The sequence below is a fragment of the Microbispora sp. NPDC004025 genome (genome assembly GCF_053604425.1).
This window is the reverse complement of record NZ_JBSGHN010000017.1, coordinates 211,294-223,924: the sequence shown is the minus strand read 5'-3', so window position 1 is coordinate 223,924 and position 12,631 is coordinate 211,294. Positions and strand designations below refer to the sequence as shown.

At 69.5% G+C, this 12,631-nt stretch carries 7 protein-coding genes; 4 read left to right on the top strand and 3 right to left on the bottom strand.

Annotation, left to right across the window (positions count from 1 at the left end; all coding sequences use genetic code 11):
* Positions 1–506: 506 nt before the first annotated feature.
* The gene (locus tag ACWEQG_RS33435; protein WP_452290935.1) at positions 507–1,808 is read right to left on the bottom strand and encodes an ROK family protein; all 1,302 of its coding nucleotides are present in this window, start codon (positions 1,806–1,808) and stop codon (positions 507–509) included.
* A gap of 245 nt (positions 1,809–2,053) precedes the next feature.
* On the opposite strand from ACWEQG_RS33435, the gene ACWEQG_RS33430 reads away from it, so the two are divergent.
* The 4 genes from ACWEQG_RS33430 (at position 2,054) to ACWEQG_RS33415 (ending at position 10,669) form a co-directional block, all read left to right on the top strand.
* Positions 2,054–3,334 carry an ROK family protein gene (locus ACWEQG_RS33430; RefSeq protein ID WP_452290934.1) on the top strand — a complete coding sequence of 427 codons (1,281 nt, stop codon included), beginning with the start codon at positions 2,054–2,056 and terminating at the stop codon, positions 3,332–3,334.
* A 214-nt stretch (positions 3,335–3,548) separates the two neighbouring features.
* Entirely contained in the window at positions 3,549–8,765 is a 5,217-nt protein-coding gene (locus ACWEQG_RS33425) for a ThuA domain-containing protein (protein ID WP_452290932.1), read from the top strand.
* A 117-nt stretch (positions 8,766–8,882) separates the two neighbouring features.
* Complete coding sequence (locus tag ACWEQG_RS33420) at positions 8,883–9,518, top strand: hypothetical protein (RefSeq protein WP_452290930.1); 636 nt, start codon at positions 8,883–8,885, stop codon at positions 9,516–9,518.
* Between the two features lie 107 nt (positions 9,519–9,625).
* Positions 9,626–10,669 (top strand): WxL protein peptidoglycan domain-containing protein, encoded by a 1,044-nt coding sequence (locus ACWEQG_RS33415; protein WP_452290928.1) that lies wholly within the window; start codon positions 9,626–9,628, stop codon positions 10,667–10,669.
* 65 nt (positions 10,670–10,734) lie between these two features.
* Here ACWEQG_RS33415 and ACWEQG_RS33410 read toward each other — a convergent pair whose 3' ends face one another.
* On the bottom strand, positions 10,735–10,968 hold the full coding sequence (locus ACWEQG_RS33410) for a bacterial Ig-like domain-containing protein (protein ID WP_452290927.1): 234 nt from the start codon (positions 10,966–10,968) through the stop codon (positions 10,735–10,737).
* Positions 10,969–11,054: 86 nt separating this feature from the next.
* On the bottom strand, positions 11,055–12,362 hold the full coding sequence (locus tag ACWEQG_RS33405; RefSeq protein ID WP_452290925.1) for a hypothetical protein: 1,308 nt from the start codon (positions 12,360–12,362) through the stop codon (positions 11,055–11,057).
* Positions 12,363–12,631 lie beyond the last annotated feature (269 nt).

Here is a 12,631-nt window from a genome sequence, read left to right as displayed (position 1 = left end):
GCACCGTTCTGGCCGAGCAGGCAGTGCACTTCCCCGGCCCTGACCTCAAGGTCCACGCCGTCCAGCGCACGCACGCCGGGGAACTGCTTGACGATTCCTCGCATAACGAGTAGAGACGCCGAGTCGGACGATGACTGCGGCACAGGAGCCTCCTGGGGATAGGGACACGGTGGTGGCCCCGCCCGCCTGACGGCGCCGGTTTGGCACCACCGCGGCGGCACCGAGGTCGGCGTCAACGGTGCCGCTGCGGTCCGGACAGCCGGTCAGGCGGGCGGGACGTTCTTGTGGTGAGGGGCAGAGACAGGTGGTGATCCCGTCCGCCCGACCGCATGCGCTATGACCGCAGGCACGCGGGATGGGCGGGGGTGCCGGCGGCCGAGCGGGACGGTCGGACGGACGGGAAGTCTGGGGGGACGGAACGATCAGAGGGGACGGGCGGTACGCGGGGACGGAGCGGTGGACACGCGGGTCCACCGCGAGTGGGGTAATTGGGTCATCGAGGTGCCTCACGCCCCCCGATGGCTGCGATGTCGGATCGCGATCGCCGTGGGATCCGCCAGCGCTCGTTCGACGACGACGCCGGCCGCTCCGCGCGAGGCGGCGCCGAAACCGAGGCCGGAGGCGACGAACCGGCAGCGGTCGACGGCCCCGGTGATGCTCAGGCGGACCAGTTCCTCCTGGGCCGCGGGAATGAGCCGATCGGCGAGCCTGGCGAAGTAGCCGCCGAGCACGATCACCCGTGGGTTGAAGAGGTTGACCAGTGTGGCGGCTCCGAGCCCGAGCCACCGGCCCACCTCCGCGAGGGCCGCCTCGACGCGGGGGTCTCCCTCGGCCCGGCGCTGCTCGATCTCGGCCAGCCGCTCCTCCGGGTCGCGGACGAGCTGCCGGCCGGTGCCGTACGCGCGGTCGGGCGTGGCCATGCGCACCAGCGCGGCCAGTCCGACCTTGGTCTCCCAGCAGCCGACACGGCCGCAGCGGCACGACTCACCGGAAGGGTCGACCATGACGTGGCCGACCTCCCCGGCGAACCCGTCCGCGCCGCCCAGTAACCGGCCGCCGGAGATGATGCCGCCGCCGACGCCCACCTCGCCGGTGAGGTAGACGAGGTCGGGCGTGCCCGCCGCGACCCCCGAGGTGAACTCGGCCAGCGCGGCGAGATTGGCGTCGTTGTCCACGGCGATGGGGATGTCCGCGCGGATGTCGGCCTGGGACAGCCGCTCGGCCACCGCCACCCCGCGCCAGCCGAGATTCGGGGCGACGACGACGGTGCCGGTGGTCGTGTCGATCAGACCGGGAACGGCCACGGTGATCCCCGCGGGAGCGACCCCGATCCGGTCGAGGTCGGCGACGGTCCGCTCGACCATCCGGGCCAGCTCGTCGAGCGAGTGTTCCGGACTGGACCCCATGGCGTCGAAGCCGATGCGCCGGTCGGCGAGCACTCTGCCGGCCAGGTCCGTGGCGAAGGCGGCGATGTAGTCGACGTTGACCTCCACGCCCAGGGCGCCGACCCCCGAACCGTCCAGGACGAGCGCGACACTCGGGCGGCCCACGGAGCCGGCGTGCTGTGGTCCGGTCTCCTTGACCAGCCCTCGTGCCTGCAACTCGTTCACCAGGCTAGTGACGGTCGTCTTGTTCAACCCGGTCGCGACGGCGACGGCCGACCGGGAGCACGGGCCGTAGGCGCTCACGTGCCGCAGCACCAGAGCAAGGTTGGAACGGCGCACGGTGGCCTGGTCCGCGGGAACACCCGCGGACCCACCCCGACTCGGCGAGTCGGCCGTACGGCCGTCGGCCCTGCTGTGGTCCACCGCTCTCCCTCAATTAGTTCGCATGGCTGGCCGAATTAAAGGCGCTGATTTCCTCCAGGCACAAGGGGGAACCGGCAGTGATTTGCGTAACGTTCCGGTAACCAGGTCACAAATTGACCCTGACCTGCGGCGGAACGGAGCGATGCCAACTCGTTACGCGTCCCGGGGGTGCACGTTCGGACACCTGCGTGTTACAACCCTGATTAATTGATCTCAGAGACAAACAAAGGGCAGGTGAGGGCAGAGTGACGTACGAGTCGCACCTCACCCGTCCCTGGGGTGGCTCTCCGCCGGCAGGCCCCGCCGCGCTGCGCCGGGCGAACCTCTCGATGGTGCTCCGCGAACTGCGCGACCATGTCACCCTGTCCCGCGCCGACATCGCCGACGCGACGGGACTGCACCGGGCCACCGTCTCCAGCCTCATGTCCGAGCTCCTCGAACGGCGGCTGGTGCGGGAGCTCGGCGTCGAGCACGTGGGCGCCGTCGGACGTCCCAGGCGGACGGTGGCGCTGCACGGCGCGCACGTCGGCGCTCTGGGCATGGAGATCAACGTCGACTACATCGCGGTCCACGGCACCGACCTCAGCGGCCGCGTCCTGGTCGAGCGCCGGGTGGTCTTCGACACGATGGGCAGCCGCCCGGACAGCGCGGTGCGCCGGCTCGGGCTCGTGGCCAAGGAGTCCGTGGAGGCGATGGCGCGGGCCGGCGCCATGCCCGCGGGCATCGTGGTGGCCGTACCCGGCCTCGTGGACGTGGCGCGCGGCGTCGTGACGCTCGCGCCGAACCTCTACTGGCAGGACCTGCCGCTGGCGGACCAGCTTTCCGCGATGCTCGGCTCGCTGCGCGTGCCCGTGCGCGTGGACAACGACGCCAACCTCGCCGCACTGGCCGAGTTCACCTCGGGGGTCGCGGCGGGCACGCCCGACCTGGTCTACCTCACCGGCGAGGTGGGCGTCGGCGGCGGCATCATCTCCGGCGGCAAGCTGCTGCGGGGAGCGGACGGCTTCTCCGGCGAGGTCGGGCATCTGCGGGTCGACCCGAACGGCGACCAGTGCGGCTGCGGCCGCATCGGCTGCTGGGAGACCAAGGTCGGACTGGCCGCGCTCGTCCGCGCCGCCATGCCCGAGCAGGCGTACGGCCTGCCCGGCATGCCGGTTCCGGACCCCGGTGAACGAGTGGCCGACATCGCCCGGGGCCTGGCCTCGGGCGACCGGCGGATGATGCAGGCGGTGGCGCAGGTCGGTCAGTGGCTCGGGCTCGGCGGCTCGATCGTGGCCAACCTGTTCAACCCCCGCGTGATCGTCATCGGAGGCTATTTCGCCTCACTGGCCGAGTGGCTGCTGCCGCACGCGCAGGACCAGCTGCAACGGCTCGTGATGGCCGCACCGGCCACTCAGTGCCGGTTCGTCGCCTCGACACTCGGCTTCGGCGCCGCGTCCCGCGGCGCCGCGAGCATGGTGGTGAACCAGATCATCGACGACCCGACCACGATCATGGATTCATTACCCAGGCCGGCAGCCTACTGACGCTGACGGCCCCCACAGACCTGGAGACGGCACCCTCCAGCAACCGAAATATCCGCTTCGACCAAGTGGCAACAAGCGCGGCGGCGCGCGCCTTGCCTGACGTCCCCCCGGTCAGGAAGGGTTTTCCATGACACCACGTTCTCGAACGTGGGCCTGGCCGCACAACGCGGCCCAGCCAAGCGGACGGCGTCCCAGACGTCTGTCCGCGGCGGCGATGGCACTCGCCATCGCTGCTCCCGCCATCACGCTCCTGTCGGCGCCGGTGAGCGCCGAGGCCGCCACCGCGGCCGCGGAGCCCGACTTCAAGGTTCTGGTCTTCTCGAAGACCACCGGCTTCCGGCACGACTCGATCCCCGAGGGCATCGCGGCCGTGCAGAAGCTCGGTCAGGAGAACAACTTCGCGGTCGACACGACCGAGGACAGCGCCGCGTTCACCGACGAGAACCTGGCGAAGTACCAGGCCGTGGTCTTCATGTCCACGACCGGCGACCCGGTGAGCACCCAGGCTCAGAAGGACGCGTTCCAGCGTTACATCCAGAAGGGCGGCGGCTACGTGGGCGTCCACGCCGCCGCCGACAGCGGATACAACTGGGCCTGGTACGGCAAGCTCGTCGGTGCGTACTTCAAGCAGCACCCGGCGATCCAGCAGGCGACCGTCAAGGTCGAGGACCCTGCGCACCCGTCGACCAAGGGCCTGCCGACGAACTGGGTCCGTACCGACGAGTGGTACGACTACCAGACGAACCCGCGTGGCACGGTCCACGTCCTGACGTCGATGGACGAGAAGTCCTACACCGGCGCCACGATGGGGGCGGACCACCCGAACACCTGGTGCCAGGACTACGACGGCGGCCGTTCGTGGTACACCGGCCTCGGCCACCAGAAGGAGAACTACAGCGAGGCCAACTTCCTGAAGCTGCTGCTGGGCGGCATCAAGACCGCCGCCGGCGCTGAGAAGGCCGACTGCTCGGCCTCGCAGAGCAGCAGTTTCGAGAAGGTCACCCTCGACGACAACACGTCGAACCCGATGATGATGAGCATCGCCAACGACGGCCGCGTGTTCTACGTGGACCGGCTCGGCGAGGTCAAGGTCATCAAGCCCACCGGTGGCACGGTCACGGCCGCGAAGCTGGACGTCTTCACGGCCAACGAGAGCGGTCTGCTCGGCATCACCCTCGACCGCAACTTCGACACCAACAAGTGGGTGTACCTCTACTACTCGCCCAGCGCGGCGAACGTCGACCGGCTGAGCCGGTTCACGGTCACCGGTGACACGCTGGACCTGTCGAGCGAGAAGAAGATCCTCGACGTTCCGGTGCAGCGGGCCGAGTGCTGCCACCACGGCGGCGGCATGCTCATGGACCAGAAGACCGGCGACCTGTGGCTGGCGACGGGTGACAACACCAACCCGTTCGCCTCCGACAGCTACTCGCCGATCGACGAGCGGTCGGGCCGTGCGGCCTGGGACGCGCAGCGTTCCTCGGCCAACACCAACAGCCTGAGCGGCAAGCTGCTGCGGATCCACCCCGAGGCCGACGGCACCTACACCGTCCCGGCCGGCAACCTGTTCGCTCCGGGCACCGCGAAGACCAAGCCGGAAATCTACGGCATGGGCTTCCGCAACCCGTTCCGCATGGGTATCGACCCGAAGACGGGCAACATCATGCTCGGCGAGTACGGTCCGGACGCCAACTCGGCGAACGCCACCCGTGGCCCGCAGAACACGGTCGAGTGGAACCTCATCTCCAAGCCGGGTAACTACGGCTGGCCGTACTGCATCGGCAACAACACGCCGTACATCGACTACGACTTCAACACCCGGCAGTCGGGCCAGGCGTTCAACTGCGCCGCGCCGGTCAACGAGTCGCCGAACAACGACGGCCTGACCAACCTGCCGCCGGTGATCCCGGCCACGGTCTGGTACCACTACCAGGCCAACACGACCTTCCCCGAGCTCAGCGGCGGCGCGCCGATGGGTGGCCCGGTCTACCGCTACAACGCCGACCTCAAGTCGAACGTGAAGTGGCCGGCCTACTGGGACGGCAAGGCCGTCTTCGGTGAGTGGAACAACAACCAGGTGTGGTCGTTCCAGCTCGACGAGAACGGCACCAAGCTCGTCGAGATGAACCGGATCCTCTCGTCCCTCAGCTTCAAGAAGCCGATGGACCTGAAGTTCGGCCCCGACGGCGCGCTCTACATGATCGAGTGGGGCTCGGGCTTCGGCGGCGACAACGCCGACTCCGGCATCTACCGCATCAACTACATCAAGGGCAACCCCCTGCCGGTCGCCCACGCCGAGGCGGACAAGACCGACGGCCCGCTGCCGCTGACCGTCAAGTTCTCCGGCGAGGGCAGCCGCGACCCGGACGGCCAGGCGCTCACCTACGCCTGGGACCTCGACGGTGACGGCAAGACCGACTCCACCGAGGCCAACCCCTCCTTCACCTACGAGAAGGCGGGTCAGTACAACGCGGTCCTGACCATCAAGAACGAGGAGGGCGAGACCGCGACGGCCGCCGTCATCGTCGTCGCCGGCAACAACCGGCCGACGGTCAAGGTGGAGCTGCCGCCGAACGGCGCGTTCTTCGAGTTCGGCGACCAGGTGAAGTTCAAGGTCACCGTCACCGACCCCGAGGACGGGACGATCGACTGCGACAAGGTCAAGATCCAGGCGATCCTGGGTCACGACAGCCACGGCCACCCGCTCGACCAGTACAACGGTTGTGAGGGCACCGTCCAGACCCAGCAGGCGGGCCACGGCGAGACCGACAACCTGTACTACGCGATCGAGGCCAGCTACGCCGACAAGGGCAACGGCGACGCCCCGTCGCTGACCGGGCGTGGCGAGGTGCTCCTGCAGCCCAAGCGCAAGCAGGCCGAGCACTTCACGCAGACCGGCCGGGTGACCGGCGGGGTGGGCACGGACGCCGCCGGCGTCGAGGCCGAGAACACCACCGACAGCGCGGGCGGCGCCAAGCACATCGCCTTCGTCCAGGACGGCGACTGGTGGTCGTTCGACCCGGTCAACCTCACCAACATCAGCGCGATCCGGCTGCGTGCCGCCTCGGGCGGGGCCGGCGGCACCGTGCAGGTCCGTGCCGGCGACCCGAACAACGGGACGCTGATCGGCTCGGCGGACATCGCCCCGACCGGCGGCTGGAACACGTTCAAGGACATCACGGTCAACCTGAACAACGTTCCGACGACCAGCGGCCCGCTCTACTTCGTCGTGCGCAAGCCGGCGAGCGCGGCCAACGACGCCTACCTGGTCAACTTCAACTGGGTCGACTTCATCGGCAAGGGCGCCACGGAGAACGAGCGTCCGGTCGTGACCGTGACGGCGAACCCGACCACGGGCATCGCTCCGCTGAAGGTCGACTTCACGGCGGCGGCCACCGACGCCGAGGGCGACCCGATCACCTACAAGTGGGACTTCGGGGTGAACGGCTCGCCGCAGCCGACGACGGCGAACGCGAGCTACACCTACAACGCGCCGGGCACCTACACGGCCGTTGTGACCGCGTCCGACAGCAAGGGCGCGTCGTCCAGCGCCAAGGTCGAGATCAAGGTGAACGCGCCGGCCACGGTGTGCTTCTCCGGTCGTTCCGACGACTTCCTGGGCACCCAGCTCGACCGTGACCGCTGGTCGGTCGTCCGGGAGAACCAGGACCTCAGGGTCGCCGACGGCAAGCTCATCATCCCGACGTCGACCACCGACATCTACCAGACGACCAACAACACGCCGAACATCGTCGTGCAGCCGGCTCCCTCGGGTGCCTGGACGGCCACGGCCAAGCTGACCATGGACGCGCGTGACGCGTACCAGCAGGCGGGCCTGATCATCTACGGCGACGACGACAACTACGCCAAGATGGTGCTGCAGGCGCGGTCGACCAACGGGTCCAACCACGCCAACCGCGTCTTCCAGTTCATCCGTGAGGACAAGGGCAACCCCAACGAGGTGACGGCGAGCAACACGGCTCAGCTCGGGGACGCCTACCCCGACACGGTGTACGTGCGGTTCATCAGCGACGGCACCAACATCACCGCGCACTACTCGTCGGACGGCAGCAACTTCACCGCGATGTCCGAGACCAAGCCGCTCGCCGGGATCACCAACCCGAAGATCGGCCTGATCTCGCTGGCCGGGGCCAACCACCCGGTGGTGGACGCGGCCTTCGACTGGTTCCACATCACGCCGGACGACAAGGCGACCGGCCCGAACCCGGACGACGACTTCAACGGCACCTCGCTCGACAACTGCCGTTGGGACTCGATCGTCCGTTCCGACCCGGCCACGCTGCGTGTGACGGGCGGCAACCTGGAGATCGACACCACCACGGGTGACATCTACGGGACGCCCAACGGCGCTCCGAAGAACTTCATCCTGCAGAAGGCGCCGAGCGGTGACTGGACGCTGGAGACCAAGGTCGACGGCTCTGCTCTCAGCGAGCAGTACCAGCAGGGCGGCCTGATCGTCTACGGCGACGACGACAACTACGTGAAGTTCGACTTCCTCACCACCAACGCCGCAGGGTCGACGGTGGCGCGGACGATCGAGCTGCGCAGCGAGGTCGGCGGCACCGTGCAGAACCCGCAGCCGCAGGTCAACAACCGCACCACCGGTGTGTGGTGGCTGCGCCTGAAGAAGGTGGGAGACAGCTTCACCGGCTCCTACTCCTCCGACGGCACCACCTGGACCGACCTGGCCACCAACGGCACGGTCACCGCGGTGAAGAACAGCGCCGTGGCGAACGCGTCGAAGGTCGGTGTCTACACCATCGGCACCAACCAGACCGCGTCCAAGACGGTCAAGTTCGACTACTTCAAGCTGATCAAGGCGGGTAGCGAGGACAAGACCGCTCCGGTGACGACGGCGACGACCGACCCGGCGCAGCCGGAGGGCGGCTCGTTCACCGGCCCGGTCACGGTCACGCTGAAGGCGGTCGACGAGACCGGCGGCAGCGGCGTCGCCAAGACCGAGTACTCGGTCGACGGCGGCGACTGGACGGCGTACACCGCTCCGGTGACCGTCTCGGGCGAGGGCCAGCACCAGCTGCGCTACCGCTCGACCGACAAGGCCGGGAACACCGAGGAGATCAAGACGCTCTCGCTGACGATCTCCGCGGCTCCCTCGGCGGAGGTCAAGCTGACCGTCACGGCCGCGCCGCGCTGCATCGGCAGCTCGGTGTACCTCGCCGTGACGGCGGTCAACGACGGCGACGCGCCGGCCACGATCGAGCTGAACACCCCGTTCGGCAAGAAGACCGTGGCGGACGTGGCTCCGGGCAAGCAGGCCTACCAGTCCTTCAACACCCGGACCGCCCAGATCGACGCCGGCAAGGTCACCGTGACCGGCACCGCGACGATCGGCGGCAAGCAGGTCACCTCGTCCTACGACGCGGCCTACACCGCGGCCAGCTGCCGCTGACCGCACACGGGCGGTGACCACGGTCCCCACGACGAGGACACCGCCCTAGCACAACCCGGGGCCGGCCGGCCGACCAGCCGGCCGGCCCCGCCCCTCATAGATGGAGCGAATGATCACATGAAAATCACCAGGACCACGCAGCTGCTCGCCGCGTCGGTGCTCGGCCTCTCCCTGGCCGGTGCCGGCCTGGCCGGTCCCGCGCTGGCCGACGACGAGCCCGGCAGCGGCATCGACGTGTCGGTGAACATCCAGCCCACCACCACGCCGGGTCAGCTGTCGATGACCGTGGCCGACAACAACGGGGTGTCCCTGCAGGAGAACGGCTCCGACGCCGCCGCCCGTCAGTTCACCGGCACTCTGCCGACGGTCACGGTGACCGACACCCGCACCCCCGAGGAGATTCCCGACGGGGAGTACTGGGCGGTCGTGGGCCAGGCCAGCCAGTTCGTCGCGGCCGACGACCCGGCCAAGACCATCGGCCCGGAGTACCTGGGCTGGAAGCCGCGTCTGCTGAGCGACTCCTCCACCGGTGCGGTCTCGGCCGGTGAGCCGGTCTCCAGTGTCATCTCCGACGGCACCGGGGCTCCCGAGGTGGGTCTGGAGGGCCAGGAGCTGCTGGTCTCGACCGCCAACTCTTCCGACGAGATCGGCACCTCGAAGGTCAACGCCGACCTCGCCCTGCGCACCGCCGTCGACGTCGCCGCCGGCGAGTACCACTCCACCCTGACGCTTTCGCTGTTCAACCAGTCCTGAACCGGAGGCTGGACTCCACCCAAGACGTGGGCGTCCGGGCCGATCGATCACCCGATCGATCACCCCCGGACACGGCCCGGACGCCCATCCTGAGACAGGAGAGACCGTTGCCGACCAAGAGCCGCACGCGGGGCCTCCACGCCCTGCCGCCCGTGCTTCATGCCCTCGGCGCGACCGTACTGGCCGCCATGGTCACCTTGGTCGCCGTGGTCGCCCTCGCCACCCCCTCCAGCGCCGATGTCACCTGGTCGGTCGTACCCGCCGACGCGAACGGCCCCGACGGCCGCCGCGTCATCGACATCGAACTCGCCGGCGGGCAGCAGACCACCGAGCACATCGCCGTCATCAACCGCTCCACCCAGCCGGTCGACTTCGCCATCGACGCCAACGACGGCTACCTGACCTCCAAGGGCTACTTCGACATGCGCCCCTCCGACGCCAAACCCGTCGACGGCGGCGCCTGGATCGAGATCCCCGACAAGGTCACCATCGCCGCCGGAGCCACCACCGTCGTGCCCGTGAAGGTCACCATCCCCCAAAACGCCACCCCCGGAGACCACCCCGCGGGCGTGACCGCCTCCGTGGACACCGTCTCCGGCCAGGTCAGGGTCCAAAACCGGGTCGGCGTCCGCCTCAACATCCGCGTCAGCGGCGCCTACGTGGCCAAAGTCGCCGTCAGCGACGTCAAGGCCGAATACACCTGGTCATGGAACCCCTTCACCGCCGGATCGGTCGAGGTCACCTACACCGTCGCCAACATCGGCAACGTCCGCCTGGCCCCCGACTCCCGGATCCTGACCTCCACCCTCACCGGCGAAAGCGGCTGGAACGACACCTCCGACGCCAAAGCCCGAGAGATCATGCCGGGCGGCAGCCGGACCTTCACCGCACACGTCACCGGCGCCTGGCCGATGGGCGTGATCAACACGACCGTCATGGCGATCCCCTCCCCCGCCGGCCAGCCCCTGCCCGGCGTCACCGCCGAACGGGTCTCCATCGACACCTCCGTCTGGGCCCTGCCCTGGCCGCAACTGGCCGTCCTCGCCCTGCTCGCCCTGCTCGTCGTCGCCCTGCGGATCACCAGCGCCAGGCGCCGCAAGCGCATCGAGAAGCTGATCCTCAGCAGCCAAGGCAGACCCCTCGGAGCGTGAGCCCACGCCCCAGGACTGACTAAGGCCCTGGCCCCGGCACCGGGCGGTCGCCGCGGCTCACACCCCTATGACGCGGACCGGAACGAGGCGGTCTTCGCCGTGCCCGCCACCGTGGAGGAGGCGGCCATCGCCTGCGTCCCCGGGTTGGCCGGGTCGTATCCCGACACGGAGCAACCGCCGTACCCCTCGGCCAGGGCCTCGTCCCGCACGCCGTCCGTGTAGTCGGCCGTGACCACGAGGCCCGTCGGGTCGAGTGGCTGACCGGCGGCGTAGACGGTCCTGGCCGGGGGCGTCCTCACCGAGGTGGACGGTGGCCACTCCGGTCCGCGAGCATCCAGCGCACCGATCACGGCCCCTGACACCGATCCGGTTCGCATCGCCTCGTTCACGACGCCGTCGCGGGCACGAGGATCCCCGGCAGCCGGTCCCCCCGCTCGATCGCCTGCGCCAGCCGTACGACGTCGACGACGTCGCCGTCCGGCCCGGCGAGTTCCCGATGGCGCAGCGCGTTGACGTACGTGTAGCCCCGCATCCGCAGCGTGCGGTGCAGCACCGGGAACAGGGCGCAGACTCCGGGAGACGGGTGGGTGCACGACTCCTCCCTGTGCTCCCACTGGAGCTCCTCGATACGCCCGGACGCCACGATCTCCATCAGGTCGTCGAGCGCCGGGTCCGGCCGCCCGGAAAGGTGGGCCACGGCCAGCAGGACGCTGTCGTGGCCCTGTTCGATCAATGCGTCCCAGACCGAGAAGGGCATGTCCGCGAAGCCGACGGACCAGTACACCGTCCGGCCCGCCGTGTGGTCGCGGAGCAGCCATCGGGCGAACCGTTCCTCGACGGCAGGGTGAAGCGCCCGCACGATCGGGTCCTCCGCCGGCCGGAGCGGCTCGTCCGGGGCGACCCCCAGCTCCGCGATCCGATCGAGCATGAACCCGTGCCTGGGCGGGTCCGCCGCGTACAACTCGCGGTAGCGCGGCGTGAGCCGGGCCGGCAGGTCGTCCTCGAACACCTTCCAGCGCCAGCCCTGGTAGAGGTCCACGGCGAACAGCCCGAAGCCGGGCAGAAATTCGGCGTAGCGGCCGGCGAACCAGCCGAGCGAATGGGGCAGGAGCGCACCGCGGAGAAGCGCGGTCGCGATGGTCCTGCGGTCCGACACCAGGCAGCCGGCCTCGTCGGCCCGCAGCATGAGGGCCTTGACGACGGCGGCTACCTCCGCCCGGACGGCGTCCTTCCTGATCGGCACCGACGCCCAGAGCTCCATGAGCGCGGCGAGCGGCCGCGTCCGGCACGCGTCCAGGAGGGCGAGTTCGAAGGCGATCAACCCTCGCAGCTCCGCCCGGTCGAAGCCCATCGCGTACGGCAGGCCGATCCACAGCTCCGTACGCCGCGGTCCCAGCCGGAAGGCGGCCGCCTCCGCGACGGCCATGAAGCACACACGCGACGGACGTCGCACTCCCAGGGTCCCGGCCACCTCGTCGACCATCGCGTACAGCTCGGGGTGGTCCGCACGCCGGGCGACGTGCGCCTGACACACGCGCCGCGGCCAGGCGAAAGGCATCATCCGCACGGCGATCATCACGATGCCCGCGATCACCATCGGCGCCTGCTCTCGGTGACCGTGGAGCCAGGCGACGACCCCGGCGGCCACTCCCACGACCACCGGGAGAGCCCCGTCGCCCAACCACCCCGGCACGCGTGCCCAGCGCCATACCCTTCGCCGGGCCGGCAGGGGTGGCCAGAAGCCGCTTCTGAACCACCCGGGGACGAAGGCCTGGGGACAATGAGCCAGGACGAGCCAGACCGCCCGTTTCCGGGTCATGCCTCCTGGTAACACGGGCTTCTCCTCCCGGGGACGGTCACGCCCGGAGCATCCCTGGGGACCGACGAGCAGCGTGGTTCGGCGACGACCGGCTCGCCACGGGGATCCGCTGGGCCGATCCCGTCACGTAGCTTAGGGCCGCA

What these genes read in the sequence shown, in the direction of transcription:
- ACWEQG_RS33425 (WP_452290932.1), top strand. Translation starts at nt 3,549, where the DNA reads ATGGCACTCGCCATCGCTGCTCCCGCCATCACGCTCCTGTCGGCGCCG.
- ACWEQG_RS33420 (WP_452290930.1), top strand. Translation starts at nt 8,883, where the DNA reads ATGAAAATCACCAGGACCACGCAGCTGCTCGCCGCGTCGGTGCTCGGC.